Here is a 24088-nt window from a genome sequence, read left to right as displayed (position 1 = left end):
ACACAGCGGTCAAGAGTGTGATGAGTCACGCCCGAGCAAGCCAGAACCAGCCTGACAGCCGGCACCAGGCCAGCCGAGATCATTAGAGAGTGTGAGGGGATCGCCCCTCGCGGGCCGGCTGGAAGGCCGGCCCTCCCCCACCTGCGACCCCTGCATGTGAGACCGAGATCCGACTGCTGGACGCGGCGGATCTGGGGCACACCGAGATCTGATCGTCGCTGAAGGCCGGGGTCCCGCTCCCGGCCTTCGTCATTTCTGGTCCCCACCCGGAAAGGGGCCGCCGCGGAGGGACATCTGCCCGTTCCTGCACGGATGTTCACGGTAACGTCAGCCGACTCCTCAGCGGCGAGGAGGTCGGCGGGAGCTCGTGCCCCCGCCTGCTGCCGCTCGGGGCACTCAGCGAGGACCGACCCAGAGGACGACCATGCGACGACGACACGCCCTGCTCCCTGGAGCGCTCACCGGACTGCTGCTGGCCTCCGGGCTCGTCGCCGGAGGGCCCGCCGCGGCTCCAGCGGCGGCCGCTCCGGTGGCCCCCGCTCCCGCCGCTCCCGCTCCCGCTCCGGACCGCCCCGTCGCGGCTCCGGACGCCGAGCCCACCGTGATCGAGCCGGAGGCGGACGCGACGACGCAGCAGGCCGCCCTCGCCCTCGACGCCGACTTCGTCGACGTCGAGATCCCGGCGCGCGCCCAGGTGCAGACGCACCGCGTGACGATCGCGCTCGTCGCTCCGCAGGGCACCGTCCCGGGCGGGTACACGACCGCCGACGCCGTCCGCGCCCTCGACCTCGTCGACCGGTTCTACTCCCGCGAGACCAGCGGGGCGATCCGCTTCGAGCTCGACCAGGTCGTCGACTGGCAGGTCGTCGACCAGCCGATCGGCTGCACGAACACGGGCGGACTGCAGGACTGGATCGCGCAGAGGACCGGCTGGCAGCGCGGACCGGGCAAGCACCTGGTCGCCATGGTGCCTGAGGGTGACCCGTGCCCGAACTGGGCCAACGGCGAGCAGTCCGGCGATCCCGATGACGGCGGACGCGCGTTCCAGCCCGGACCGGACGCGTACTTCCTCGCGCACGAGCTCGGCCACAACCTCTCGCTGCCGCACGCCTACAGCGTGAACTGCGCCACGACCCGCGACTACGCCTCCACCCCGCTGCCCGCGGACTGCCGCCGCGAGGAGTACGGCAACCGGACCGACGTGATGGGCGGCGCCTGGTCGTTCCTGCCGCTGTCGTCCCCGTCGCTGGCGCGCCTGGGCACGCTGCCGAACACCCGCCAGCCGGTCTGCGGCGCACCCCGCACCACGACGCTCGACACCCTCGGAGCCGGACCCGCCGGCCGGCGTGCGCTCACCTGGAACGACCCGCAGGACACGGGCATCCGCTACTGGGCGCAGTACAACGACCGCGCCGACACGACGTCCGACGGCGGCGCGTACACGAGTCCCTTCCAGGTGCGCCGCGACGTCTCGGGCGTGCAGATCCTGCGCTCGAACCCGGGCCAGCCGTACGCCGGCGACCTGCTCGAGCGTCCGGGCGACGCGAGCGAGGCGAACGAGTTCGTGCTCGCCGGAGAGAGCGCAGTGCTCAACTCCGGCATGTCCGTGCGGGTCGACCGGATCGACGAGCTCACCCGGACCGCGGCGGTCACCGTGACCGTGCCGTGCACCGACTACGTCGGCGACATCGCTCCGCTCGCCTCGTCTACGAGCGCTTCGTACACCTCGCCGTGGACCTCGGTCGGAGCGGTCGCCGACGGCGCCGCCTCGACGATCTGGGGCTCCTGGCCCCGGGTCGGAGAGCAGCACGTCGAGCTGCGCTGGCCGAGCGCCGTGACCGTCGACAGCGCCTCGGTGCTGTTCGCGAGCGACGCGGCCGACGCCGACGGACGCGGGCTGATCCCCGCGCGGTCGTGGCGGGTCGAGCACCTGGTCGGCGACGTCTGGACTCCCGTGAGCGGAGCGGCTCCCGGCCGCGAGCACGACGTGCTGAACCGCGCGACGTTCGCTCCGGTGACCACGACGGCGCTGCGGCTCGTGTTCACGGCGTGGGGAGCCGGCGAGTACGGCGGGTCCACGGGCGTGGCCGAGATCGAGGTGAACGGCATCGCCCTCGCGGCCTCGGCGGAGGCGCGCGGGACGCTGCAGAGCGTGCCGACCGCGACGACGCGCGACCTCGCGCAGTCCGTGCTGGTGCGCGACTCCTCCGGTCGCGCCCTCGCGGGCCGCTCGGTGGGCTTCGCGATCACCGGGCCGGCGGCCTTCGAGAGCGGAGCGACGACCGCCGCGGTGCTGTCGGGCGCCGACGGCGTCGCCGCGCTCCCCCGGATCCGCACCGGCTCCACCGCCGGCACCGTCTCGATCACCGCGCGCGTCGACGGCGTGACGACGGCGCTGGCCGGAGCGAGCGTTGCGCCCGGCGCCTCCGTCACCGCGAAGGCGACCTCGCGGCTGATCCTCGGGAAGGTCGTCGTCACGGTGACGGCGACGAACACCGGCCGCGCGGCCGCCGATCTGACCGTCGTGACGCCCTACGGCACGGCGTCCTCGGCCGCGGTCGCCCCGGGCGCCACGGTGACCAAGGTGTTCCGCACGGGCAAGAGCTCGATCGCCGCCGGCACCGGCACGGTCACGGCCGTCTCGGGCGCCTCGCGCGCGAGCGTCTCGGTGGTCATCCCGCGCGCGTGACCGGGACGGGGGCTGCCCGCCCGCCAGGACGACTCCGTCCGGGCGGGCGGCTGCTGTTGGCGTCGAGGTGACGCGCCCGGCGACGTGCCGCGGCGGAGTGATCGGGGGACACGATGAGGCGGACGACCGCAGGGATCGCACTGGCAGGAGCACTGCTGCTCGCCCTGACGGGATGCGCAGGCGGAGGCGGGACGGTGGGCGAGGTCCGACTTGTAAGCATGACAACAAGTCAGCGCGGCCCGCTCGTCAGAACAGAGGAGGGAGCTGCCCTGAGGTGAGGATCAGCCGCAGCCCGACCGCGAGAAGAGCGCCCGTCGCGATGACGACTCCGACGATGAGCCGCCGCTCAGCGGCGCTGTCCGCCGCGGCGATCCGGTTCGCTCGGATCGCCTCCTCCTGCTCGATCAGGCGGCGGCTCGTCTTCCGACTCAGCCCCGTCAGCCGCTCGCCGTGCAGGCGCACACGGTCGGCCTCCTGCTGGAGTCGGCCGCTGGACAGGCGCGAGAGCTGATGAGCCGCGCGCGCGGCCCCGGGCCGCTCATCGACACGGCTGCGCTCGATCACGTAGTCACCGCCGGGATGAGGAACGCGATCAGCGCGGCGGCGTGGTCGGTGCCGTCCTCCCGGACGGGGAACCCTCCGAGCACCCACACCCCGGGGAGGGTGAGCGTGCTGCGGACGCCCGCGAGCAGCCGTTCGGTGCTGTAGCTCTCGTGCTCCTCGTAGTAGTTGCGCTCGAACGCGACGATGAGGCCGATCTGCTCGGGCGTCGCGCATCCGGTGTCGGCGTCGATGACCGGTGCGGTGCGGGCGGGGTCCGGGGTGAGGAACGCGATCAGTGCGGCGGCGAGGGCGGAGCTGTCGTCCTCGACGGGCTCGGCGCCCGGCAGGGCGTGGGCGTTGCGGACAGCGGCGAGCATCACGTCGTCGCTGTCGTCGGCGTTCTGGTCCCAGTGAGCGCGCTGGTCGGTGATGATGAGGGCGACCTGATCGGGGGTCGCGAGGCCGGTGTCGGTGTCGGTGCGGTACATGGTCTGTTCCTCTCAGCGGGTTGCGGCCAGCGCGGTGTTGATGTCGACGGTGATCCCGCGCTCCGCGAGGCGGTCGAGGGTGGCGGGCTCCTTCGCGATCTGCTGCCAGCCCTCGGGCGAGATGACGACCGCGGGATCCCCGTCCGCGTCGTTGAAGACGACACAGGTGCGCGAGTCGAGAACGGCCCCGGTGCGCGGGCAGAGGATGTTCTTGCTGACGAGGTAGGTGACCGTCTGGTCACGGAGGATCGCTTCGAGGGTGTCCATGTGTGTTGCTCCTGCTCCTGGCTGATCGTTTTTCTTTGCCTCTCCGGCGGGGAAAACCGTTTGAGTGGAGCCGGCGGAGTGACACCGATCACGGGCGAAATAAGCCCGTAGGGCGCGTCCGGGATCGGTGGCACGCAGCCGGTGGAGCGAAATAGGTTGGAACCGCGGAGAGGTGAAGATTCTCAATCAGGTTTGTCAAGCCAGCGGGGGTGGTCTGGCTCGGTTGTTCTTCCTTCTCTCCCAGCGTTTTTTTGCCTGGAAGGCACGTAGTGCCGAGCAGGGTCGGAGGTGGGAGCGCAACCCGGAAGGCGGAGGAGGAGAGGTTGTCGGCGCGATGTGAGGGAGCGCAGCGACCGCGTGCCGAGAACGTCGGAGGAGCCGGCCGCGCAGCGGCTTGCGTGGACGCCGCAGGCCCGTACGTTGCCGAAGGCTTCCAGGCAAAAATGCGCACAGCGCACAGCACCGCGTCGGCCGGAGGTCGGCGTCCATGTCGGTGCCCGCGTCCGAGATCGTCTGCGCACCAGGGGCGTGCTGCTCCATCGGGCCGCACGTGCTGCCTTTGTATGCAGTGCGTACCGCTGAGAAGCCGCATATCTCCGCGGAGTAGGCCGGTTCCGCCGCGCCACGGGTGCGAGCATGACCGTAGGAGGCCTGGATGCGTGACGCGGTGATGGTCGTCGAAGACGACGTCGAGATGGGCGAGCTCATCAAGCGGGGCCTCACCGGCGACGGCTACGACGTCGACCTGTTCTCGAACGGGGTCGACGCGCTCAATTCGGCGCGCGAAGCGGACTACTCCGCGGCGATCCTCGACGTGATGCTCCCGGGGATGAGTGGCTTCGAGATCTGCCGGCACCTGCGCGCGAGCGGTGCCACGCTCCCGGTGATCATGCTCACCGCCCGCGACGCCCTGCAGGACCGCGTGTTCGGCCTCGACGCGGGCGCCGACGACTACCTCGCGAAACCGTTCCACTTCGAGGAGCTCTCCGCCCGCCTCCGAGCGATGATCCGCAGAGAGCACCTCACGAACCGGGCACCGGTCGTGCTGGGAAATCTGCGCGTCGACCCCTACGCGCACGCCGCGACGGTCGACGGCGCCGTCCTGCCTCTGAGCCCCAAGGAGTTCGGCGTCCTCCGCGCGCTCGCGGCGCGCGCCGGGGACTTCGTGCCGCGGGAGGAGATCCTGCTCGAGGTGTGGGGGTCGGCGGAGTTCGTGGACCACAACATCGCGGAGCAGTACATCAGCTACCTCCGCCGCAAGCTGGCCGCGGGCGGGGCGTCGGTCGAGATCCTCACCCGACGGGGTGCGGGCTATCGCCTCGGGGTGACGCCGTGAGCTGGCGGTCCCTGTCGATCCGGGTGCGGATCACGGTGTCGAGCCTGCTGGTCGCGATGCTGTTCTTCGGGATCGTCGCGGTCGTCGTGCGCGAGCAGCTCGATCACATCCTCGATGCCTCCACGATCGAGCTGGTCCGCTCGGGAGCGTCGCAGGCGCTGATCGAGGAGAGCCGCGACACCGCCGAGGCCGTCGTCGGCGGCGTCAGCACGACGCTCCTGATCGCCCTCGCGATCCTGTTCGTCGCGTTCGCTGTGACGTCCTGGGTCCTGGTCGGCCTCGCGCTGCGCCCCGTCGGCAGGATGCGCGCGATCGCCGACCGGCTGCGCCAGGGACGCTCCACCGAGCTGCTCCCGGTCGGGCCCGCCCGCGACGAGCTCTCCGACCTCGCCTCGACCCTGAACGCGCTGATCGCGGACCTGCGGGAGTCGGCGGACCGGGAGCGGCGGCTCGTCGCCGACGCGAGCCACGAGCTGCGCACCCCGCTCGCCGCGCTGCGCACCCGGCTCGAGCTCGCTGAGCGGGTCCGCGACGATCCGGCGGCTCTCTACGCCGATGTCGTCGACGCGCGCCGCTCGATCGACCGCCTGCAGTCCCTGACGGACGGGCTGCTGATCCTGTCGAGGATCGACGCGGGCATCGCTACCGGCGACGCCTCCTCGGCGGCTCTGCGGGAGGAGGTAGCCGACAGCGTCGACCGCGCCCGGATGCTCGCCCGCGAGCGGGACCTCGCGATCGACTTCGTCGCCCCCGCCTCGATCGTCGCCGCCCGGTACCCGATCTCCCCGACCGATTTCGGCCGGATCCTGGACAACCTGCTCGCGAACGCCGTCACTGCGACGCCCGACGGCGGCAGCGTCAGCGCGACCCTCGTCGAGCGCGCCGAAGAGATCGTCCTCTCCGTCGACGACGACGGCCCGGGCGTTCCTGACGCGTTCCTCGCGGTCGCGACTGACCGTTTCACCCGCCCGGATGCCGCCCGCTCCCGCGACGGCGGCGCCGGCCTCGGGCTCGCGATCGTCGCCGGTCTCAGCCGCGCCGCCGGCGGCGAGCTCCGACTCCGCAACCTCGCCCCCCACGGCCTCGGTGTCGACGTCCGCATCCCCGCGACGCAGCCCCACCCGACCTCTCCTAAGGAGAACCGATGATCGACCCCCAATCCCTCCTCGACGGCGCCGGACCCTGGGCGATCGCCCTGGTCTGCCTGATCGCCTTCGTCGAGACGGGCCTGCTGATCGGGTTCTTCCTCCCCGGTGACACCCTCCTCTTCTTCACCGGTGTCTTCGTCGCGACCGGCGTGATCTCCCTGCCGGTGCCGCTGGTGATCCTGATGGTCGCCGCCGCCGCGTTCCTCGGCGACCAGCTCGGGTTCGTCATCGGCCGCGCGAGCGGGCCGCGGATCTTCGAGCGCAAGGACAGCGGGCTCTTCAGCCGCTCGAGCGTCGCCCGCACCCAGTCGTTCTTCGACCGGTTCGGCGGCTGGGCGGTCACCATCGCCCGCTTCGTGCCGGTCGTGCGCACCTTCGCCCCCGTCGCCGCGGGCGTCGGGAAGATGCACTACGGCCACTTCGTCGGCTTCAACGCACTCGGCGCCGCCGTCTGGTCCACCGGCGTGATCCTCCTCGGCTTCTTCCTCGGGCAGATCCCCGGCGTCGCGGACTTCGTGGGGAAGTACATCGACATCGTCCTCGTCGGCATCGTCGTGATCAGCCTCGCCGGCATCGCCCTCACCTACTGGCGGCAGAAGAACCGCGCCGGACGCGACGCCTGAGCCCAGCGCTCAGGGGGTCGCCGTGACGGCCGCGCGCGGTCGGCGGAGCGCGATCACCGCGACCAGCAGCAGGAACACCGCGAGGGCCGCGAGCGTGACCGGGCCGGTGCCCAGGCCCAGGCCCTTCTGGGCGACGGGATCCGCGAGCCAGTCGCAGACCGAGGCGCCGAGCGGTCGCGTGACGACGTAGGCGGCCCAGAACGCGAGGACCGCGTTCCGCCCCGTGAACCGGTGTGCGAGAGCGGGGATCGCGATGATCGCCGCGAACAGGACGGCGGAGGGCAGGTAGCCGAAGCCGAGGGTCGACGCGGTCAGGTCGCCCGCTGCGGTGCCGAGTGCGAACGTCCCCGAGACGGCGAGCCAGTAGAACGCGGCCCGGCGCGGCGTCGTGATCGAGTGGATCGACAGCGTCCGCTCCACCCGCCACCACACGAGGAAGACCGCCGCGAGAGCCACCGCGAACCCGAGGGTGGAGACGAGGTACGGGACACCGGCGACCACGTGCAGCACGTCGGCGGCCATCGTGCCGAAGACACTCACCATCAGCACCGCCAGCCAGTACACCCAGGGGACGTACCGGCGGGCTGCGAACTGCAGCGCCAGCGCGGCGAGGAACGCGAGCCCGGTCACTCCGACAACGATCACCGGGTCGAACGCGGTCGCGAGGAAGTCCGACGCCGTCTCGCCCATCCCCGTCGTCAGCACCTTGAGGATCCAGAACAGCGCCGTCGCCTCGGGCACCGTCGAGGCGGCGTACCGGCCGGCGACGAGATGTGAGCGGATCCGAGGGAGCGGAGGGCGGCGCTGATCGGTGAGGTGCATCATGCCGCCATGCTCGGGCAGCCTGCGGTACCCGGGGCTGGGGGCTTCGCCGGGTCCGTTGAACAAGCGCACAGCGACCCGCTCACCGGCAGCGCTGCCCGCTGCCTTCCGCCGTCATCTGGTCGGACGGTGCCCGGAGAAGCGCCGCCAACGGAACGACGGTGATGCAGCACGTTCGGTGTGCAGCCTGACCGCGAGCGGCGCCCAGACGATCAACGCCACCCCGGCGCCCAGGAGCAGCCCGCCGACGGTGTCGGAGATCCAGTGCGCACCGAGGTAGGTGCGGCTGAGCATCATCGCCACCGTGTAAAGGGCTCCGGCGATGCGGACCCACCACAGCGGGAAGACGATCGCGAGGACCATCGCGGTCGTGGCGGCGTTCGCGCTGTGGCCGGAGGGGAACGAGCCGAAGTCGGCGTTCACGAGGATCTCCAGCGGCCTGGGACGCCCGACCGCGTTCTTCAGGATCTGCACCAGCAGCCCGCTGAGCGGCGCGGCGATCGCGAAGTACGTTGCCGCCCAGCGTCCGCGCCGAATCAGCAGCGCCACGAACACGGCAAGCGGGATCACGACCGTGCCGAGGACTCCGCCGCCGAGGCTGTTCATCGCCAGCGACGGGACCAGCCAGAACGTCGACCGGTGCTCGATGACCTCGTTCATACACGCGGTGTCGAACCCGAACGGCTTGTCGTGCTCGCGGTAGAAGATCAGCGCGGCCAGAAGGACAGTGAGCAGCACCGCGAGGCCCGCCGAGATCAGCGGCCATCGTCGCGCCGCCCCATACGCGATCGCACCGTCCGGTAGGGGTTCCCGGTTCGGCATCAATGTCGTCCTCGTCTCTCGACGCGAAGCACGCCGCAGAAGTCCACGCTACGAACGAGTCGTCTGTGGCGGCGGCGGATTCCCCTGCATCCGTTGTGAAAGCACAGAGCCTCGACCCCCTCAGCTCGGTACCGACCTGATCGCGTTCGGGTGCTTCGGGTCGTTGTGAGCAAACACAATGCAGCACGGCGCATCCCGAGCCGCCGCCCACTTCCCGACTGCGACTCTGCGGGCATGGACATCTCCACGACGACATCCCGCGACTCGGTCCGGCGGCTGCTCAGCAAGGTCCCCGAGGTCACGATCTGGTTCTGGATCATCAAGATCCTCTGCACCACCGTCGGTGAGAGCTTCGCCGACTGGATCAACATGGTCCTCGGCGTCGGCCTCATCGCGACGGCTGTGATCTTCATCATCGTCACCGCGGTCGTGCTCGCCGTGCAGATGCGGCTGCGACGCTACGTGCCCGCCGCGTACTGGCTGACTGTCGTGGTGATGAGCGTCACCGGCACCCTGCTCACCGACATCCTCACCGACCAGCTCGGAGTGCCTCTCTGGGCCAGCTCCCTCGTCTTCTCGCTGCTGCTCGTGATCGTGTTCGGCGTCTGGTATTCGAAGGAGCGCACCCTCTCGATCCACAGCATCGACACCACCCCGCGGGAGGCGTTCTATTGGGTCACCGTCCTGGTCACCTTCGCGCTCGGCACCGCCCTCGGCGACTGGACTCTCGAGCTCACCGGCTGGGGCCCTGGCGTCTCGATCCTCCTGCCCCTCACGCTGCTCGCGATCGTCACCGGCCTCTGGCGCTACGGCGCGAACCCGGTCCTCGCGTTCTGGATCGCCTACATCCTCACCCGCCCCCTCGGCGCCAATATCGGCGACTGGCTCGGCCTGTCTCCCGACGAGCAGGGCCTCGGGCTCGGCACCTTCGTCACCAGCATCATCTTCCTGCTCGCGATCCTCGCCACCGTCGTCTACCTCTCCCTCAGCAAGGCCGATGTCGACAAGGGCGCATCCGAGCACTACACCACGCCAGTCGCCCGCGAACGCCGTTCACTCGTCGCCTTCGCGGTCCTCGCCGTCGCCGTCGTCGGGCTGCTCGCCTTCACCAACAGCCAGCCGCACACCAGTCCGGCACCGGAAGGCGCAGCCCCGGCCTGCGATGCGTCGGGAACGCTGTCCGCAGCTGACGCGAAGGCATCCGTTCAGACCGACTTCCCCTCCGCCGACGTGCAGAACTTCCAGACGATCACCGCCGACACCCTCGCCCTCGTCACCAGCGGCGACCAGGCCGGCGCGAAAGTCCGCGCCACCGACCTCGAGACCGCCTGGGACGACGCGGAGCCCGTGCTGAACGCCGCGAACTGCCAGACGTGGACCTACGTCGACCAGCAGATCGACCCCGTTCTCTCCTCCGTCCGCGCCGGCAGCCCCGACCCGGTTGTCGAGAAGACGAGCATCCAGGACCTACTGACCACTCTCGCCGGACGCTGACATGAGGCGTCAAGGTCTTCTTTTGCGACCCGAATCCGGCCTCCTCCGACCAATTGATCACTGCCGCCCTGCCCTGCCGCCGCCGCAGCGGCATCAGCGCGACTCAACACATCGATCGGAACCGGTCGGTGACAAATCGGTCCGCTACTGAACCCATGCTCGAGCTCGTAGACGCACTCCGAGCACACGGGGCTGCCGACCAGGCCGGCGTCCGCGAGGTGCTCCACCCAGGGGTGCGAGCACTCACCACAAACCTCAGCGAGCAGAACCCGGAACCGGGCGCGGCGCGAACGGCGAGCGTCAGCTCGCCGGCGCCACTGCGAGAGGCGACCATCACGTGAGCGTAGCGAGCGCGCCACCAAGCAATCGCGCGCTTCGCCTCATCCGCATCGCCTCTGGCGTCCCGTTTGGGGATTCCCATACGGACGGTAACTAAGGATCTATCCGGCGGTGATCAGCTCGCCGGGCGCACCGAGAGACGCGAGGTCGACATCGCCCTGTGACGTCAGGAGCTCTCCGCTGATCCCGTCGTAGACGGCGGTGAAGACGTCCACCCGATGGAGGTCGAAGCCATAGGGCACGTCTGTTCTCTCCGCGGGCGCGTGCACGGTCAGCGCCCAGACCGGCTCGTCCTGTGCGACCCAGTAGTGGTCCGCGAGAGCGGGGTCATAAGCGGCGAGCTCCTCGTACGTGGTTCCGACCGCGTAGATCGGGTACTGCTTCTTCTCCTCCGCACTGAGCGTCGAGAGCTGGACTCCGGTGTCGTTGGCCAGGTCGAGCGCCGGGTTCGTCAGCTGCTGGACGTCGATGATCGGCCCCTCAGAGGCGGCGGTGGCGATGGGGGTGCCCGGTGGGCCCTCCGTCGGGACGGTGGGTGTCAGGGACTCCGTCATCTCTGTTGGTTCGGCAGGCGTCTCGGTGGAGATGGGGGTCGTGCTGGCGGTGGCGTCGATGGTGACGGGGCCGGAGCGGATGCGCATCGTCGTGGAGGTCTGGGTGAGGCTGACGTCCTCGGCGCCCAGCACGTCCATGAGCCACTGCTCTCGTTCGTCGGCGGCGTCGAGGCAGCCGACGTACGTCGTCGCGGGGCCTCCGGTGACCACCCATACGGAGGTCTGCAGGCCGGCGGACTGGAGGTCGTAGGTGAGCGTGTTGCAGGGACCGTCGACGCTGAGCTGCGACCGGCCGTCGGTGCCGGTGATGCGAAGGCTGACGGGGTGATCGAGCAGCCATCCGCCCGATCCCTGGTCACCGACGACCGAAGTGGTCTCGTAGACGAGCCTGGTCGCGACTTCGGCGCCGAGCAGTTCACCCGGCACCTGCGCCGTCGACGGCGACCCGGGGCTGCTGGCGCTCGTCGCGCATCCACTGGCGAGGAGCGCCGCGGAGAGGCAGAGGATTATGAGGGGGAGGACTCTCGCCCGCCTGACGGTCACTGGTCCACTCCGGTCTGCGTCGCGGGCGGGTTGGTGCAGTCGACCGCGGTGGTCAGTCCCGTGAATATCTCGATCCGGCCGCCCTTTTGGCACACCTGCGTTCCTGCGAGGGAGAACAAGGCGGCGTCCGTCCCGTCTGCGTCGGTCCCAGCGAGCGCAGCACACGCCGCTGCGAGCGACGCAGTGGACTGCTTCGCGGGCGTCTGAATCTCGCCCGACAGGGCGACGCCCTGCCCGTCCTGTTCCCAGCAGGTGACGGGCGCTGCGACCGGAGTGCCGCGCTCCGTCGTCACTGCCGTGAGGACAGCGACGCTGAGAATCGCGCCCGCGATGCCGGCGAGGGTCACCGCCGCGGCCTGGCCGAGACGTCGGCGGCGGCGGATGCGGTGCGCGAGGCGTGCGCTGATGCGCTCGAGCTGCTCGTCGCTCAGGTCAGGCTCGTCCATGGTCTTCTGTCCGTTCCGTCAGGGTTCTCGCCAGTGATGTCCGCACCCGCGAGAGGCGGTTGCGGACAGTCCCGTGGGACAGGCCGAGGGAGCGAGCGGCATCGCTGTAGCTGAGGTCGTCCTCGATGCACGCCGTCCAGATCGCCCGGTCCGTCGCGCTCATCTGCTCGACCAGACGCCGCACGTCGAGCAGCCGGTCGCTCGTCTCCGCGTCGACGCCGCGAGAGGCGGTGTCGTCGGAGAGGGGCAGGTGGCGTCGGCGCTGCTCGCGGCGGTTGGTCGAGAAGCTGAGGTTGCGTACCGTGACCAGCAGCCAGGGCAGCACCGACTCCCCCACGATGCGCACGCTCGTGCGGCGCTTCCAGAGCAGGAAGAAGCTCTCCTGAACGACGTCCTCCGCCTGGCCGGCGTCCGCGAGGAAGCTTCCCGCGGCGCGGTAGACCGCGCGGCCGTGCATCCGGAAGAGAACGTCCAGCGCCGACGGGTCACCGCCGCGAAGACGATCTACCAGCGTCGCCTCAGCAGCACCGACCACCCGACATCACCCCCTCAGTAGTGAATGCCCTCAGAGCACGGTTTCGTCTCAGGCGTCACTAACGAACTTTGTCGGTTCGACAGTGCCTCTGTGACCTATCCCCTACCGGACGCCCGCCAGATCATCATCCGCGCGCGACGGTCGGCCTGGCATCGCGCCGCCGTGATCATCGCTCGGGAGTCGAGGGACGGCCTTAAGGCATGTGGGAGGCGATGGCCGCGAGGGCGAAGCCGACGAGTGCGGTCGGCAACGCCAGGATGCACCAGACGATTTCCCACCCGTGGTGAGCATGGGCCCCGCTTGTCGCGCGAATGACGGTGAGGACCCAGACGCTGATAGCGCTGGTGAGGGCGACGATGCCAGCCGCGAGGAGGAAGGCTTTCCCTGCTGCGGCCTCCTCGTCGGTGGGCATCAATCCCATGCCGATTCCTCTCTCACTGATGGAGAGGTAGGTCAGCATGACGGGCGCGACGATCATCCCGAGGACGGCGATCGCGGCGATCACCGGACTCAGGGGTCCCTTCCGAGCGACGTCAACCACGCAGTGCACACTATCCGCGCGTCGCTAAGCCCCCCCCCTGCGAGCGGGCCGCTCGTCGTCCGGCATGGAGACGCCCTGCCGGACGCCCGCTGGACCATCCCCATACGGGACGCGCACAAGGCGCTCGGGTTCGCGAGACTGAAATGATGTCGGGGTTGCTGGTCATCGATCTCGTGTCGCGCGTGATCAGAGCCCGCTGCGGCCGAGCCGCGGCGCACGAGAGGTGACGCGCCCGACGTCGGGAATCAGCACGCCTCATGATCCACGGCGACGGAGGACAGGACATCAACCGGCCGATCTGCGGCGTCGGCTCAGTGCCCAGACGAGCGCGCCCGCGAGGAGCACCGCGCAGGTCAGCCCGGCGACGTGCAGGACGAGGGACGGCATTCCGTTCTCGGGGAGCAGGAAGCCGTACGGCACCCACCCGTCGGTCGCTCCGCGGACGAGCACGACGACGACCCAGACGATCGGGTAGGGCAGGACGACCCACAGCCGGCGCCAGGAGAGCGGTCCGCGGTCGTTGACGACGATCCAGTCGAGGAGGACGAGGGCGGGGAGCGCCACGTGCAGGACGGCGCTGACCCAGGGCGGGGCCGTCCCGGTACCGGGAACGAGGGTGTTGTAGATCACGGCGACGACGATCGAGTAGGCCGTCGCCGCGCCGCGGACGTAGCTCAGCCACACCGGCGTCGGACGGCGGGCGAGCGCGACCGATCCGGCGACGATCAGCACCGCGCTCGCGAGCAGGCTGGTCTGGTTCGTGAAGTAGCCGAAGTAGTCGAACGGATTCGGGTCGCCGGCCGCGATGCTCAGCGCGTAGGTGTGGAGGATCACCGCGACCGCGGCTGCACCGACGGCGATGCGCGCTACACCCACGAATGGGCGGGTCGGTGCCGGGGAACTCATCGGGTCAGCCTAGGAGCCGTCGGGCTTCCTGATGACCCGCAGCAGACACTCCTTTTCGGAACGGCGCTAAATCGCTCAGGCCGAGAGGCGACCACCAGGAAAGTGGTGACGTCGCTCAGCCTGAGCCGGTGGGGACGTTCTCGAAAGTGCGCAGCACGGTCGCGATCGCGGCATGCCTGATGGTCGTGACGGGGTGCACGGCGCAGCCTGCACCGTCGGCCCGCCTCTGGCGACGAACACGGACGACGGCTTCGCCACGTCACTGGCCGGCGACCTAGGCGTAGCGACGTTCACCGGGAGCGACGGGACCACCGGCGAGCGGGTAGAGGCGCTGCGAGCATCCGGCTCGTATGCGGTCGGTGACCGGTTGCGACCAGCCGAGGACGCCAGAACCGTGCGCGTGCGTGGAGGGGAACGCATCGTCGTCGACGGGCCGTCCATCGACGGTTCCGGGCAGGTGGCCGGTTTCGACATCGTCGAGGCTGATGATCTCGACGCGGCGATCGCGATTGCCTCCGAGCATCCGATGGCGCGTTTCGGGCTCGTCGAAGTGCAACCGGTGTGGCCCTTCTAGAGGGTGGGCTGACGGCGTCGGCGCCGGCGTCATCCGCGCGCCCTGCGACGCTCCGCGGGCCTTCCAGCAGAAGGCGCAGCAGCTGCGCCCCGACCTGAGCATCCTCGCCCCCGACATCCTGGAACGCCGTCTCCTCTTGCCAGACGTCGAGTAGTGGCCGCGGAAGTGTCCAGCCGCACGTGCGGCGCGGCGCTCCCCATGAACACGATGACCGGACACGAAGTGCCCGGTCTGGCGTGTCAGGCGAGGGTGAGGAAGAGCTTCTCGAGCTCTTCCACGGTGAGCTTGCGCGGAGAGGCGTCAGCCGCGACGTCGTCGGCGGAGTCCGCGTCATCGGTGATGAGGCATTGACGCATGGCGGTGGAGATGATCGCGAAGCCGGCCCGATCCAGAGCGCTGGAGACGGCGGAGAGCTGGGTGACGACGTCTCGGCAGTCACCGCCGCTCTCGACCGCGCTGATCACGGCGGTGAGCTGCCCCTGCGCGCGCTTGAGGCGGTTCGCGATCTTCCGGATGGCGTCCGTGTCGTGGAGTTGGCCAGCGGTGTCGGTCATGCTCGTTCTTCCTGTTCGCGGCGCGAGGTGCGCGTCGAGTGCTCTGATGCTGCGGGTGCGCGGTAGCTTCCGGATCAGAGTACCCCTGGGGGTATCGGCGTGGAGGCTGTGGGCGATTCTTGATCGCTTGGCGGCCCGTTGCGAGAGCGTCAGCGGGTGAGTAGTCCCGCGATGCTGACGGACGCGACGAACACGGCGACGAGGAGGACCAGTACGGCGAACACGATCTTGACGGTTCTGTCCGGGAGGCGGGAGGCGTAGCGGGAGGCGATGAGGGATCCGGCGATCGCGGCGCCGCTGAACAGGAGGATGACGGGCCAGTCGAGGGTGGCGCCGGGGAGGTGGGCGCTGAGGCCTGCGAGGGAGTTGATCACGATGATGACCAGCGAGGTGCCGACCGCGGTGCCGGCGGACAGGCCGAGAAGGAGGATGAGGGCGGGGGTGATGAGGAATCCCCCGCCGATGCCGAGCAGGCCCGTGAGGAATCCGACGACCAGGCCGACTCCGATCGCGCGGAGCGCGTAGAGGCGGACCCGGTGATCGTGTCCGGTGGGTGGGGCGGTGAACATGCGGATGCCGGCAGCGACCATGAGGGCTGCGAAGAGCAGCATCAGCACGTCCGGGTCGAGGACCTTGTTGATCTGGGAGCCGACCCACGCGGCAGGGATTCCTGCGGCGCCGACGAGGGCGGCGGTGCGCCAGTCGATCGCACGGCGCAGTCGAGGGATCACGGCGGAGAGCGCGGCAAGCCCGACCACGATCAGGGACGCGGGGACGGCCTCGTCGGTCGACAGTCCGACGCCGTAGACGAGGGCGGGGACGGCGATGATCGAGCCGCCGGCGCCGACCAGGCCGAGGACTGCTCCGATGAGGAGGCCGAGAGGGAGGGAGATGAGGCTCATGCGCTCTTCCGGATTGTCGGGTGGGTGAGGGCACTCTCCGCGAGGTCGGCGAGGGCCGCGGCGGCGAGGATGCCGGAGTGGCGGCGCACCACCTCACCGCGGCGCAGGAGGAGGACTGTTGGGATGGACCGGATTCCGGCTGCTCGAGCGAGAAGCGGTTCGGCTTCGGTGTCCACGGTGGCGAAGAGGATTGCCGGGTAGTGCTCGGAGAGGCTCGCGAACACGGATGCGAAGGCTCGGCAGGGTCCGCACCAGCTCGCCCGGTAGCTGATGAGGGCGACGTCGTGCGCTGTCGTGGCGGCGTCGAAGGTGTGCGTGGTGAGGGTGTGGACGGTCATCGATCCGAGGTCAGGTAATGGGGAGGCCGGCGAGGGTCCAGGCGTCCATCCCGCCGGCCATCGTGTCGGCGGTGAAGCCGGCGCCGGCGAGTGCGGCCGCTGCGGCGGCGCTGCGTCTTCCGCTGCGGCAGACGACGATGATCGGCTGAGTGGCCGAGAGCTCGGAGAGGCGCTGCCCCAGCTGCCCCATCGGCACGTGCAGTGCGCCGGGGATCATGCCGGTGGCGACCTCGTCGTTCTCGCGGACGTCGAGGATCTGGCTCGTCGGACGACGACGGTCGGCTTCGGTGACGGTGATCTCGTTCATCAGTTCTCCTTCAAGTAATGAGCGGGGTGATGCCTCACTGGGAGGGGTCAGCGGAGGGGTTCGCCGGCGGAGCGCCAGGCGGTGATCCCGCCGCGCAGGGAGTGGGTGCTGTAGCCGCGGTCGGCGAGAAGGCGAGCCGCGGATGCGGAGCGGACGCCGGACTGACACATGAGCACCACGGGACGGTCCTTCCGGATGCCTGCGCTCGTGCTCTGCAACGTGTCCAGAGGGACGTGCTTCGCTCCTGCGGCGTGGCCGGTGCGCCATTCCTGTGCGGTGCGCACGTCGACCAGGGTGGCGCCGAAGAGCACGAGCTCTTTCGCCTGCGCGACGGAGACAGTGCGGGACGAGCGGCGGAACAGGCGGTCGAGAAGACCCATCAGGCTGCGCTCCGGACCGGGATCTTGGTGATGGCGCCGGTGGCCGTCGGCTCGACGGCGGCCTTGTTCGACGGCAGTCGTCCGAGGACGGAGGCCATCGGGCAGCTGTTCACCGCGGCCGAGAACGTCAGGCCCGCGCCGATCGCGCCGGACAGCAGACGCAGCGGAGAGCCGATGACGCGTCCGCCGACAAGACCCAGGAGGACGAGGACGCCGGCGGCGAAGCGGACCTGGCGATCCATCGCCCATCGTTCAGCGCCTCGGACGACGTCGCCGCCGGCGGCGGCGTAGCCGGGCACTCCGTCGGCGAGGACGTAGGCGCCGGTGAGGCCGGTCGCGGCCAGGCGCTGTCGAGCCTGCTCCGCACGGACCCCGGACTGGCAGGCCAGCACGACGCGGCTTCCGAGGCGCTCGGCGAGCTGGTCGGTGTGCTCGGACAGCAGCGGCAGGGGCACGTTGAAGGAGCCGCGGATGTGCAGCGACTCGAACTCCGCTGCGGAGCGCACGTCGATGACGAGCAGGTCCTCGTGCTCGCTCACCCACTCCTGGAGAGTGCTCGAGTCGACGGTGAGAGGGGAAGAAGTGGTCGTCATGGTTGCCCTTTCGAGAGCGCGGAAACACCGAAGGCGGGCGTCGCCGATGGTGGGAAGCGAAGAGGTAGGCCGTGGCCGGCACGGGTGAGATGCCGGGCGGCGGGGCCCGGCAGCCCGGCGAGGGGACACTCGCGCTCGGGCCGGTGTCCGCCCGCCGCGCCCGAGTTCGGGCGCGTGAGTAGGACGCGCCAGGGTGGGGCGCGGCGGGCGGGACGCCGTGAGGAGGGCGTGTCAGGCGGTGGGTGCGTCGGCGTTCTGCTGGGCGCGGGAGTAGCCGAGGTAGCTGCCCTCGATCTCGATGACGGGGAACCCGGCGCGGCGCAGCGCCTGGCTGGCGATGATGTTGCGGGCGCCGCTCTGGCAGTAGCTGATGATCGTGCGGTCCTTCGGGAGCCGGTCGGTCTCCCACAGCACGCGTCCTGCGCCGATCCGGGTCGCTCCGGGGACGTGGCCGGCGGCGTACTCGCTCGCTTCGCGCACGTCGAGCACGAAGGCGTCCTCGATGTCCGCGACCTCGTCGGGGGCGATGGTGGCGGAGGGTCGCGTCTCGAGCCCGTCGAGGGTGGTGAGGTAGCCGGGGTAGGAGTCGATTCCGACGCGGATCAGGTGATCGCGCACGTGATCGGCCTGCTCCGGCCCGTCGACCAGGAGAAGAAGGGGGCGCTTCTCCTGCTCCGGGTCCACCGCCCAGGCACCCCACGCGGCGGTCTTCCCTGTCACGGGGATCGCCAGGGCACCGGGTACCGAGCCGGCGCGCACGTCGGCCGGGGCGCGGGTGTCCACCAGGATCACCTCGTCGTCGCGGAGCAGCTCGGCGGCGTCCTCGGACGTCACCGCCGCCAGTTCGGACAGGGGTCCGAGCACGGCGGGGCCGTCGCGGTTCTCGCGCTTCATGCGGGCGAAGTAGGCGTGCGCGTCGGGCTGCCCGTCGAGCAGCTCGCGGACGAACCCGTCCCGGTCATCCGCCGCGAGGTAGGGACCCCACCAGGTGTAGAGGCGTTCGTAGCCGACGGTGGTCGACGCGATCGCTCCGAGCGCCTTGCCGCAGGCGCTACCCGAGCCGTGCGCGGGGTGGATCTGCACGTGATCGGGAAGGGTGAGCAGGACGCGCTTGAGGCTGTCGAAGAGGTCCTGCGCGCCCTGGAACCGCGTGTCCTGACCGCCCGCCGCTTCATCCAGCAGATCGGGGCGGCCGAGGTCGCCGACGAACACGAAGTCGCCGGAGAGCAGGTAGCCGGGATCCTGAGTCAGGGCGCCGTCGGTGACGAGGAACACGAGGTGCTCCGGAGTGTGGCCGGGGGTGTGCCGGGCCTGCAGGCGGAGGTTGCCGACGGGGATCACGTCACCGTCGTGCAGCCGGGTCGCGTCGAAGCCGTACTGCCAGTCGACGCCGCCCTCCCCCGAGACGAAGATCTCGGCGTCGGTGGCGCGGGCGAGCTCGCGCGTGCCGGAGAGGTAGTCGGCGTGTATGTGGGTCTCGGTCACCGCGACGATGCGCATGCCGTTGCGGGCGGCGGTGTCGAGGTAGACCTGGACATCCCGTCGCGGGTCCACGACCACCGCGTCTCCCGTGGCCTGGCAGCCGATGAGGTAGCTCGCCTGGGCGAGGTCGTCGTCGTAGAAGCGTTCGAGCAGCATCACTTCCCCTTTCAGTAGGAACTCATGACCAAATTATACCCCCGGGGGTATTTTGTCGAGCGTGCTCAGGTGGGGGCTGGCCCTTCGGGCGAGCGAGCGCCGTCCGGCTGGCAGCGGTCAGCCTGCCGGCACCGTCCGCATCTCCTCACCCACCGAGGTGTGCAGATCGCCGCTTCGACTGGAGCCCTGCGCCATCGATGAATCTGTCCGAGTGCGAATGACGGGGGTCCGTGTCACCATGACTGCATGGTTCCCACCCTCGAGGTACTGACGATTTCGAAGATCAGCGCTCGTCTCGCTGAACTTGAGGCACGCGCAGGGGCTTCGGTTGATGAGCTGCGCCAGCGCGCCGACCGGTACGAGCTGTCCCAGGAGGGACAGTCGATCCTGCGCAAGCTCGAGGACCTGACGTACCTGCGGGAGCATGCCGAGCGTTGACCCTGGCGGTCAGTCCGACGGGGACCTCGAAGAGAAGGTCTTCGACTTCATGCTCGAAATCATGGAGATGCTCGCGAAGATCATCCCCAACGGACTCGTCGGCCTAGAGAGCAGCGTGGTTCGCATGCGCGGCGGCGGTGTCGCCGTCACTGTCGAGCCCACCGAGGAGCTCGGGCTTCGTCTGGACATCGAGGGCACCGAGACCTTCCGTCTCGTCGTCCAGTATCGGCTGGTCCTGAGTCCGGTGAGCCACCTCGTCTCTGTGGAACGCTCGACGTTCAAAGTGAACGTGCGCGGCTCGGCCCGGCCGCTCTTCACCGTCGACTACCTCCGAGACAGCGGCAGCGACGTCCCCTCGGCGCACTACAACGTGCATGCCGAGCGGCAGGACATGACGGACGCCCTCGCCGCCACAGGAGCTCGACGTCGCGGCAAGATCTAACAGAAGCGCGTAGCGAAAGGTGACCCGCCGCGATTCGGCGATGTTCACTTCCCGACTGGCGGCCATCGGTTCCGACCGTGCCTCGAGGACGTGCTGGAGATGATGATCATCGAGTTCGGTATCGACACCATCAGTGGCGCGGGCGCCGCCCTTCACGAGGGTCGCCTTCGGTGGCGCAAGCGTCAACTCGCCGCCGCGGTGTCCGACGATCCGATGACCGCCGTGGCAGAGCTGGAGCGGCTGGGGTTCACTGTCGTTCCGCGCGACAGCGCCGAAATACTCCCGCGTTTCGATCGGCTCACCGCACTCTGAGGCTCACCCCCTCACCGCAGGTACGCCGGCAGCGCTCCTCCGCCGAGCCTCACCGTCAAGCGCTCCCGGGCGCCGCGAGCTCGCCGGTGATGTATTGCGCTCGGCCGAAACCGAAGGACCAGTCGGCCGCGGTGTTCTCGATGAAGCCGATGACGAGGTCGGCGCCGTCGATGCCGATCGCGTCCAGCGCGGCGGCGAGGGCGGCGAAGAACGCCTGCTTCTCCTCGGTGCTGCGGCCGGTCTGGGTGAAGATCTGGATGATGACGATCTGCTCGGACCTCTCGATGCCGAGTCCGACGTCCAGGGCGGTGAGTCGGCCGGGCTTGTGCTCGGTGACGATCTGGAAGCGGTCACGCTCCGGGAGGCCGTAGACCTCGACGAGGGTGCGCATCAGCGCGTCACCGAGTGCGGTGATCTGCTGGTCGGAGCGGCCCTCGATCAGGTCGATGCGGATGAGTGGCATGGTGACTCCTTCAGTCCGGGGCGTGCTCGCACCGTAGCTCCCTGCCAGCGCTGGGCTCTGCCTCTCCCCTGCGTCTCTTCTCAGCCGGTGCAGCACCGACGGGATTGGGCAGGCTCTCCTGGCTAGCGCTCCCGCGGGGCGGGTGCTTGCATGGCCCTCATGTCGACCCCGTCCACGCCTCCGCCCTCCTCGCCCCGCGCGGAACCGCACGACAGCGCGATCTCAGGTCGGCTGAACTGGTTGCGAGCGGGCGTGCTGGGCGCGAACGACGGCATCGTCTCGGTCGCCGCTCTCGTCGTGGGTGTCGCCGGTGCGACGACCGCGACGGCACCGATCCTGACGGCGGGTGTCGCGGGTGTCGTCGGCGGTGCGATCTCGATGGCGCTGGGCGAGTACGTGTCGGTGAGCAGCCAGAGCGACAGTCAGCGTGCGCTGATCACAAAGGAGCGCGTCGAGCTGGCCGAGGATCCCGACGGGGAGCTCGAAGAACTCGCCTGGCTGTACCAGGCGCGCGGTCTAACCCCGGAGACAGCGCATCAGGTCGCCCGCGAGCTGACCGAGAACGACGCTCTGACCGCACATCTGGAAGCGGAACTGGGGTTGAACGAGGAAGCGGTCGCCAGCCCGCTCGCCGCCGCCGGCGCCTCGGCGCTGGCGTTCCTCCTGGGAGCCGTGCTGCCGCTGCTGGCGATCCTGCTCCCTCCGCCGGACTGGAGGGTTCCGGTGACCTTCGCCGTGGTGCTGATCGCCCTCGCCGCGACCGGATACATCAGCGCACGGGTCGGCGGCAGCCCGGCTCTGCGCCCGATGATCCGCATCGTCGTCGGCGGCGCGCTGGCCCTCGCCGCGACGTTCCTGATCGGGTCGCTGCTCGGCACGTCCGGCGCGATCTGATGTCCCGGATCCTCGTCGTCGAGGACGACCCGCAGATGGGCGCCCTCGTCGAGCGAGGACTGCGGGAGGACGGCTACGACGTGCAACTCGTCGACAACGGTGTCGATGCGCTGATCGCCTTCACGGCGGAAGATGTCGACGTCGCCGTCGTCGACGTCATGCTGCCGGGGATGACCGGGTTCGAGGTCTGCCGTCGGATGCGCGAGTCGGGCAGCACCGTCCCGGTCGTGCTGATCACGGCGCGGGACGCCGTCGAGGACCGGATCTTCGGGCTGGACTCGGGCGCCGACGACTACGTCACCAAGCCGTTCCACTTCGGCGAGCTGAGCGCCCGGATCCGAGCACAGATCCGGCGCCGAGCCAGCGGCCCGCAGCCAGTGGTCCAGATCGGAGCGCTGCGCCTGGATGCCCTGTCCGTGCGCGCGACGGTCCGAGAGCGTCCCTTCGCGCTGAGTGTCAAGGAGCTCACGCTGCTGCGCTTCTTCGCCGTGCATCTCGATGAGGTACTGACCCGGACGGAGATCCTCGCCGAAGTGTGGGGGTCTACGGAGACGTTCGAGCCGACCCTCGTGGATCAGTACGTCAGCTACCTCCGCAAGAAGCTCGCCCTCGCCGACACAGGCCTCCGGATCACGACCGTCCGCGGCGCCGGATACCGGCTGGAGCGCGCCGAGTGAGGCTGCTGCGCTCCCTGTCGATCCGCTCCCGGATCACCCTCGGCAGCCTCCTGGTCGCGCTGATCGGGGTCGGCGTGATCACCCTCGTGCTGCACGGGCAGTTCCGCAGCATCGTCGTCGCGTCCGAGGTGACCCTCGCCGAGGGCGACCTCGCCCCGTATCTCGCCGATCTGGGATCGGACCCGACCGAGACCCCCGACCCGCCGGCCGAGGGGATCCTGATCTTCGCGCGCGCTCCCGGCGGAGCGGTCCCCGTCGATACGATGCCGCACGACGTCCACGAGGTTCTGGAGCGCAGCACCGGCAGCGACGGCACCTCGACGGTGATGACCGACGAGGACGTCCGGTTCACGATCGTCTCCCGGACCCTGGACACGAGTGCGGGCACGTGGGAGCTGTGGGCGGCGCGCAGCGGCGCCGGCAGCGACCTGACCGTCTCGGCCCTGGACCGGACGCTGCTCGTCAGCGCCGCGGCCCTCGTGATCCTGTCCGCCCTCGCCGCATGGCTGCTCACCGGCGCCGCCCTGCGTCCGGTCGAGCGGATGCGCCGCACCGCCGCGTCCCTCGGCGACCGGGACGGCGGCAAGCTCCCCGTCGGCCCGGTGGCTGACGAGCTGTCGGACCTGGCGGAGACGTTGAACGCCTTCATCGCCCGGACGCGGGACACCGCGGATCGGGAGCGGCAGATGGTGTCCGCGGCCAGCCACGAGATCCGCACGCCGCTGGCCGTCGTCATCACCCAGCTCGAACTCGCGCACCGGCACTTCGGCGACGCGGACGCCCTCGAAAAGGAGATCCGCGCCGCCGAGGGATCCCTCGCCCGCCTGTCCCGCCTGGCGACGAACCTCCTCGAGCTCTCCCGCCTGGACGCCGCACCGCCCGCCGCGACGCGCTCGACGGCGAGCGAGCTGGAGACCGAGCTGATGGACTCCGTCGACCGGCTAAGGACGATCACGGGCGGCGCCGGCCCCGACATCGAGCTCGACACCGCGATCGAGCGCGCCGACGCGCCCTACCCGCTCTCGGTGAGCGCGTTCTCGCGGATCCTCGACAACCTCGGCGCGAACGCGATCGCCGCGACGCCTCCTGCGGGACGCATCACCCTCCTCCTGCAGCAGCACGACTCCACCCTCGAGCTGCGCGTGGAGGACACCGGGCACGGCATTCCGGAGGAGTTCGTGCCGCACGCGTTCGAGCGCTTCTCCCGACCCGACGAGGCGCGCACCAGCCGCGACGGCGGCAGCGGGCTCGGGCTCGCCCTCGTCGCAGCTCTCGTCGACACAGCCGACGGATCGGTCACCATCGAGAACCGCCGCCCCAACGGAGTGCGGGTGACGATCGTGCTGCCCGAGCGCTGACATGTGAGACCTCGAACACGAATCGGACCCCCGCGGGGAATCGGCACGCATCCCTCATAGTCGACACCAAGACTCCCCCGCGACGGTAGGAGCGCGCCCCCCGGAAACCCGAGGTCGGCGCA

General features: G+C 70.0%; 30 protein-coding genes. 12 read left to right on the top strand and 18 right to left on the bottom strand.

Features of this window, described 5'->3' with window-relative positions; translation table 11 throughout:
- The first annotated feature begins 424 nt into the window (after window positions 1–424).
- Window positions 425–2689, top strand: coding sequence for an Ig-like domain-containing protein (locus C5C37_RS17500; protein ID WP_181127401.1), 2265 nt, complete (start codon window positions 425–427; stop codon window positions 2687–2689).
- Between the two features lie 246 nt (window positions 2690–2935).
- Here the strand turns inward: C5C37_RS17500 and C5C37_RS09845 are convergent, their stop codons facing one another.
- The 3 genes from C5C37_RS09845 to C5C37_RS09835 are packed head-to-tail and all read right to left on the bottom strand — an operon-like array spanning window position 2936 to window position 3987.
- The gene (locus tag C5C37_RS09845) at window positions 2936–3253 is read right to left on the bottom strand and encodes a hypothetical protein (RefSeq protein WP_104260266.1); all 318 of its coding nucleotides are present in this window, start codon (window positions 3251–3253) and stop codon (window positions 2936–2938) included.
- Window positions 3250–3720, bottom strand: coding sequence for a hypothetical protein (locus tag C5C37_RS09840; RefSeq protein WP_104260295.1), 471 nt, complete (start codon window positions 3718–3720; stop codon window positions 3250–3252). The genes C5C37_RS09845 and C5C37_RS09840 overlap by 4 nt, the downstream gene beginning before the upstream one ends.
- Window positions 3721–3732: 12 nt before the next feature.
- Window positions 3733–3987: a hypothetical protein gene (locus C5C37_RS09835; RefSeq protein ID WP_104223237.1), complete on the bottom strand. Its 255-nt coding sequence runs from the start codon at window positions 3985–3987 to the stop codon at window positions 3733–3735.
- Window positions 3988–4642: 655 nt separating this feature from the next.
- Between C5C37_RS09835 and C5C37_RS09830 the strand changes: the two genes are divergently transcribed.
- Genes C5C37_RS09830 through C5C37_RS09820 form a run of 3 tightly spaced genes read left to right on the top strand, consistent with a single transcriptional unit; the run spans window position 4643 to window position 7094 of the window.
- Window positions 4643–5323, top strand: coding sequence for a response regulator transcription factor (locus C5C37_RS09830; RefSeq protein WP_104223238.1), 681 nt, complete (start codon window positions 4643–4645; stop codon window positions 5321–5323).
- Entirely contained in the window at window positions 5320–6471 is a 1152-nt protein-coding gene (locus C5C37_RS09825; RefSeq protein ID WP_258067669.1) for a HAMP domain-containing sensor histidine kinase, read from the top strand. The genes C5C37_RS09830 and C5C37_RS09825 overlap by 4 nt, the downstream gene beginning before the upstream one ends.
- Window positions 6468–7094 carry a DedA family protein gene (locus C5C37_RS09820; RefSeq protein ID WP_104250829.1) on the top strand — a complete coding sequence of 209 codons (627 nt, stop codon included), beginning with the start codon at window positions 6468–6470 and terminating at the stop codon, window positions 7092–7094. Before C5C37_RS09825 ends, C5C37_RS09820 begins: the two co-directional genes overlap by 4 nt.
- Before the next feature lie 9 nt (window positions 7095–7103).
- On the opposite strand, the gene C5C37_RS09815 is transcribed toward C5C37_RS09820, so the two are convergent.
- Both C5C37_RS09815 and C5C37_RS09810 read right to left on the bottom strand, forming a co-directional pair.
- Window positions 7104–7919 (bottom strand): hypothetical protein, encoded by an 816-nt coding sequence (locus C5C37_RS09815; protein WP_104273020.1) that lies wholly within the window; start codon window positions 7917–7919, stop codon window positions 7104–7106.
- Between the two features lie 111 nt (window positions 7920–8030).
- Window positions 8031–8654: a phosphatase PAP2 family protein gene (locus C5C37_RS09810; RefSeq protein WP_258074103.1), complete on the bottom strand. Its 624-nt coding sequence runs from the start codon at window positions 8652–8654 to the stop codon at window positions 8031–8033.
- A 318-nt stretch (window positions 8655–8972) separates the two neighbouring features.
- Between C5C37_RS09810 and C5C37_RS09805 the strand changes: the two genes are divergently transcribed.
- Window positions 8973–10232, top strand: a complete 1260-nt coding sequence (locus tag C5C37_RS09805) for a hypothetical protein (protein ID WP_104338870.1) — start codon at window positions 8973–8975, stop codon at window positions 10230–10232.
- Window positions 10233–10672: 440 nt separating this feature from the next.
- On the opposite strand, the gene C5C37_RS17495 is transcribed toward C5C37_RS09805, so the two are convergent.
- The 5 genes from C5C37_RS17495 to C5C37_RS09780 all read right to left on the bottom strand — a co-directional run bounded on the left by C5C37_RS17495 (window position 10673) and on the right by C5C37_RS09780 (window position 14096).
- Window positions 10673–11551, bottom strand: a complete 879-nt coding sequence (locus C5C37_RS17495) for a hypothetical protein (protein WP_181127399.1) — start codon at window positions 11549–11551, stop codon at window positions 10673–10675.
- A 113-nt stretch (window positions 11552–11664) separates the two neighbouring features.
- Window positions 11665–12114 (bottom strand): hypothetical protein, encoded by a 450-nt coding sequence (locus C5C37_RS09795; protein WP_104338868.1) that lies wholly within the window; start codon window positions 12112–12114, stop codon window positions 11665–11667.
- Window positions 12101–12649 (bottom strand): RNA polymerase sigma factor, encoded by a 549-nt coding sequence (locus C5C37_RS09790; protein ID WP_258074100.1) that lies wholly within the window; start codon window positions 12647–12649, stop codon window positions 12101–12103. The genes C5C37_RS09795 and C5C37_RS09790 overlap by 14 nt, the downstream gene beginning before the upstream one ends.
- 193 nt (window positions 12650–12842) lie before the next feature.
- Window positions 12843–13190, bottom strand: coding sequence for a hypothetical protein (locus tag C5C37_RS09785; protein ID WP_146081505.1), 348 nt, complete (start codon window positions 13188–13190; stop codon window positions 12843–12845).
- Window positions 13191–13475: 285 nt separating this feature from the next.
- Entirely contained in the window at window positions 13476–14096 is a 621-nt protein-coding gene (locus tag C5C37_RS09780) for a Pr6Pr family membrane protein (RefSeq protein WP_104338866.1), read from the bottom strand.
- A gap of 172 nt (window positions 14097–14268) precedes the next feature.
- On the opposite strand from C5C37_RS09780, the gene C5C37_RS09775 reads away from it, so the two are divergent.
- A complete protein-coding gene (locus C5C37_RS09775; protein ID WP_104268942.1) occupies window positions 14269–14670 on the top strand; it encodes a YciI family protein in 402 nt (133 codons plus the stop codon).
- 239 nt (window positions 14671–14909) lie between these two features.
- Here C5C37_RS09775 and C5C37_RS09770 read toward each other — a convergent pair whose 3' ends face one another.
- The 7 genes from C5C37_RS09770 to C5C37_RS09740 form a co-directional block, all read right to left on the bottom strand.
- Window positions 14910–15224, bottom strand: a complete 315-nt coding sequence (locus C5C37_RS09770; RefSeq protein WP_104268943.1) for a metal-sensitive transcriptional regulator — start codon at window positions 15222–15224, stop codon at window positions 14910–14912.
- Between the two features lie 149 nt (window positions 15225–15373).
- Complete coding sequence (locus C5C37_RS09765; protein WP_104273013.1) at window positions 15374–16126, bottom strand: sulfite exporter TauE/SafE family protein; 753 nt, start codon at window positions 16124–16126, stop codon at window positions 15374–15376.
- A complete protein-coding gene (locus tag C5C37_RS09760; RefSeq protein WP_104338865.1) occupies window positions 16123–16464 on the bottom strand; it encodes a co-chaperone YbbN in 342 nt (113 codons plus the stop codon). Before C5C37_RS09760 ends, C5C37_RS09765 begins: the two co-directional genes overlap by 4 nt.
- 10 nt (window positions 16465–16474) lie before the next feature.
- Window positions 16475–16771, bottom strand: a complete 297-nt coding sequence (locus tag C5C37_RS09755) for a rhodanese-like domain-containing protein (protein ID WP_104273012.1) — start codon at window positions 16769–16771, stop codon at window positions 16475–16477.
- Between the two features lie 47 nt (window positions 16772–16818).
- Window positions 16819–17151 (bottom strand): rhodanese-like domain-containing protein, encoded by a 333-nt coding sequence (locus C5C37_RS09750; RefSeq protein WP_104268947.1) that lies wholly within the window; start codon window positions 17149–17151, stop codon window positions 16819–16821.
- A complete protein-coding gene (locus tag C5C37_RS09745) occupies window positions 17151–17744 on the bottom strand; it encodes a rhodanese-like domain-containing protein (protein WP_104338864.1) in 594 nt (197 codons plus the stop codon). Before C5C37_RS09745 ends, C5C37_RS09750 begins: the two co-directional genes overlap by 1 nt.
- 231 nt (window positions 17745–17975) lie before the next feature.
- Window positions 17976–19382: a rhodanese-like domain-containing protein gene (locus C5C37_RS09740; RefSeq protein ID WP_104338863.1), complete on the bottom strand. Its 1407-nt coding sequence runs from the start codon at window positions 19380–19382 to the stop codon at window positions 17976–17978.
- 246 nt (window positions 19383–19628) lie between these two features.
- Between C5C37_RS09740 and C5C37_RS09735 the strand changes: the two genes are divergently transcribed.
- From C5C37_RS09735 to C5C37_RS09725, 3 genes are all read left to right on the top strand, one after another.
- Entirely contained in the window at window positions 19629–19820 is a 192-nt protein-coding gene (locus tag C5C37_RS09735) for a hypothetical protein (RefSeq protein ID WP_104268950.1), read from the top strand.
- Window positions 19807–20262, top strand: coding sequence for a hypothetical protein (locus tag C5C37_RS09730; protein ID WP_104338862.1), 456 nt, complete (start codon window positions 19807–19809; stop codon window positions 20260–20262). Before C5C37_RS09735 ends, C5C37_RS09730 begins: the two co-directional genes overlap by 14 nt.
- 99 nt (window positions 20263–20361) lie before the next feature.
- On the top strand, window positions 20362–20574 hold the full coding sequence (locus C5C37_RS09725) for a hypothetical protein (RefSeq protein ID WP_146085209.1): 213 nt from the start codon (window positions 20362–20364) through the stop codon (window positions 20572–20574).
- A 55-nt stretch (window positions 20575–20629) separates the two neighbouring features.
- Here C5C37_RS09725 and C5C37_RS09720 read toward each other — a convergent pair whose 3' ends face one another.
- Window positions 20630–21037, bottom strand: coding sequence for a tautomerase family protein (locus C5C37_RS09720; RefSeq protein ID WP_104268952.1), 408 nt, complete (start codon window positions 21035–21037; stop codon window positions 20630–20632).
- Between the two features lie 159 nt (window positions 21038–21196).
- Between C5C37_RS09720 and C5C37_RS09715 the strand changes: the two genes are divergently transcribed.
- Genes C5C37_RS09715 through C5C37_RS09705 form a run of 3 tightly spaced genes read left to right on the top strand, consistent with a single transcriptional unit; the run spans window position 21197 to window position 23966 of the window.
- Window positions 21197–21931 carry a VIT1/CCC1 transporter family protein gene (locus C5C37_RS09715; protein WP_258063306.1) on the top strand — a complete coding sequence of 245 codons (735 nt, stop codon included), beginning with the start codon at window positions 21197–21199 and terminating at the stop codon, window positions 21929–21931.
- On the top strand, window positions 21931–22608 hold the full coding sequence (locus C5C37_RS09710) for a response regulator transcription factor (protein WP_104273009.1): 678 nt from the start codon (window positions 21931–21933) through the stop codon (window positions 22606–22608). The genes C5C37_RS09715 and C5C37_RS09710 overlap by 1 nt, the downstream gene beginning before the upstream one ends.
- Complete coding sequence (locus C5C37_RS09705) at window positions 22605–23966, top strand: cell wall metabolism sensor histidine kinase WalK (RefSeq protein ID WP_104273008.1); 1362 nt, start codon at window positions 22605–22607, stop codon at window positions 23964–23966. The genes C5C37_RS09710 and C5C37_RS09705 overlap by 4 nt, the downstream gene beginning before the upstream one ends.
- Window positions 23967–24088 lie beyond the last annotated feature (122 nt).

This window comes from Rathayibacter sp. AY1F9 (genome assembly GCF_002932155.1).
Taxonomy (GTDB): Bacteria; Actinomycetota; Actinomycetes; order Actinomycetales; family Microbacteriaceae; genus Rathayibacter.
Note: the sequence above shows the minus strand (reverse complement) of the source record. Positions and strands in the feature narration are given on the sequence as shown.

Bases quoted from the DNA above. Each gene is read 5' to 3' on its own strand.
- C5C37_RS17500 (WP_181127401.1), top strand. From the start codon at position 425: ATGCGACGACGACACGCCCTGCTCCCTGGAGCGCTCACCGGACTGCTG.
- C5C37_RS09840 (WP_104260295.1), bottom strand. From the start codon at position 3,720: ATGTACCGCACCGACACCGACACCGGCCTCGCGACCCCCGATCAGGTC.
- C5C37_RS09835 (WP_104223237.1), bottom strand. From the start codon at position 3,987: ATGGACACCCTCGAAGCGATCCTCCGTGACCAGACGGTCACCTACCTC.
- C5C37_RS09830 (WP_104223238.1), top strand. From the start codon at position 4,643: ATGCGTGACGCGGTGATGGTCGTCGAAGACGACGTCGAGATGGGCGAG.
- C5C37_RS09820 (WP_104250829.1), top strand. From the start codon at position 6,468: ATGATCGACCCCCAATCCCTCCTCGACGGCGCCGGACCCTGGGCGATC.
- C5C37_RS09815 (WP_104273020.1), bottom strand. From the start codon at position 7,919: ATGATGCACCTCACCGATCAGCGCCGCCCTCCGCTCCCTCGGATCCGC.
- C5C37_RS09805 (WP_104338870.1), top strand. From the start codon at position 8,973: ATGGACATCTCCACGACGACATCCCGCGACTCGGTCCGGCGGCTGCTC.
- C5C37_RS09795 (WP_104338868.1), bottom strand. From the start codon at position 12,114: ATGGACGAGCCTGACCTGAGCGACGAGCAGCTCGAGCGCATCAGCGCA.
- C5C37_RS09780 (WP_104338866.1), bottom strand. From the start codon at position 14,096: ATGAGTTCCCCGGCACCGACCCGCCCATTCGTGGGTGTAGCGCGCATC.
- C5C37_RS09775 (WP_104268942.1), top strand. From the start codon at position 14,269: ATGCCTGATGGTCGTGACGGGGTGCACGGCGCAGCCTGCACCGTCGGC.
- C5C37_RS09770 (WP_104268943.1), bottom strand. From the start codon at position 15,224: ATGACCGACACCGCTGGCCAACTCCACGACACGGACGCCATCCGGAAG.
- C5C37_RS09765 (WP_104273013.1), bottom strand. From the start codon at position 16,126: ATGAGCCTCATCTCCCTCCCTCTCGGCCTCCTCATCGGAGCAGTCCTC.
- C5C37_RS09760 (WP_104338865.1), bottom strand. From the start codon at position 16,464: ATGACCGTCCACACCCTCACCACGCACACCTTCGACGCCGCCACGACA.
- C5C37_RS09755 (WP_104273012.1), bottom strand. From the start codon at position 16,771: ATGAACGAGATCACCGTCACCGAAGCCGACCGTCGTCGTCCGACGAGC.
- C5C37_RS09750 (WP_104268947.1), bottom strand. From the start codon at position 17,151: ATGGGTCTTCTCGACCGCCTGTTCCGCCGCTCGTCCCGCACTGTCTCC.
- C5C37_RS09745 (WP_104338864.1), bottom strand. From the start codon at position 17,744: ATGACGACCACTTCTTCCCCTCTCACCGTCGACTCGAGCACTCTCCAG.
- C5C37_RS09740 (WP_104338863.1), bottom strand. From the start codon at position 19,382: ATGCTGCTCGAACGCTTCTACGACGACGACCTCGCCCAGGCGAGCTAC.
- C5C37_RS09735 (WP_104268950.1), top strand. From the start codon at position 19,629: ATGGTTCCCACCCTCGAGGTACTGACGATTTCGAAGATCAGCGCTCGT.
- C5C37_RS09730 (WP_104338862.1), top strand. From the start codon at position 19,807: ATGCCGAGCGTTGACCCTGGCGGTCAGTCCGACGGGGACCTCGAAGAG.
- C5C37_RS09725 (WP_146085209.1), top strand. From the start codon at position 20,362: ATGATGATCATCGAGTTCGGTATCGACACCATCAGTGGCGCGGGCGCC.
- C5C37_RS09720 (WP_104268952.1), bottom strand. From the start codon at position 21,037: ATGCCACTCATCCGCATCGACCTGATCGAGGGCCGCTCCGACCAGCAG.
- C5C37_RS09715 (WP_258063306.1), top strand. From the start codon at position 21,197: ATGTCGACCCCGTCCACGCCTCCGCCCTCCTCGCCCCGCGCGGAACCG.
- C5C37_RS09710 (WP_104273009.1), top strand. From the start codon at position 21,931: ATGTCCCGGATCCTCGTCGTCGAGGACGACCCGCAGATGGGCGCCCTC.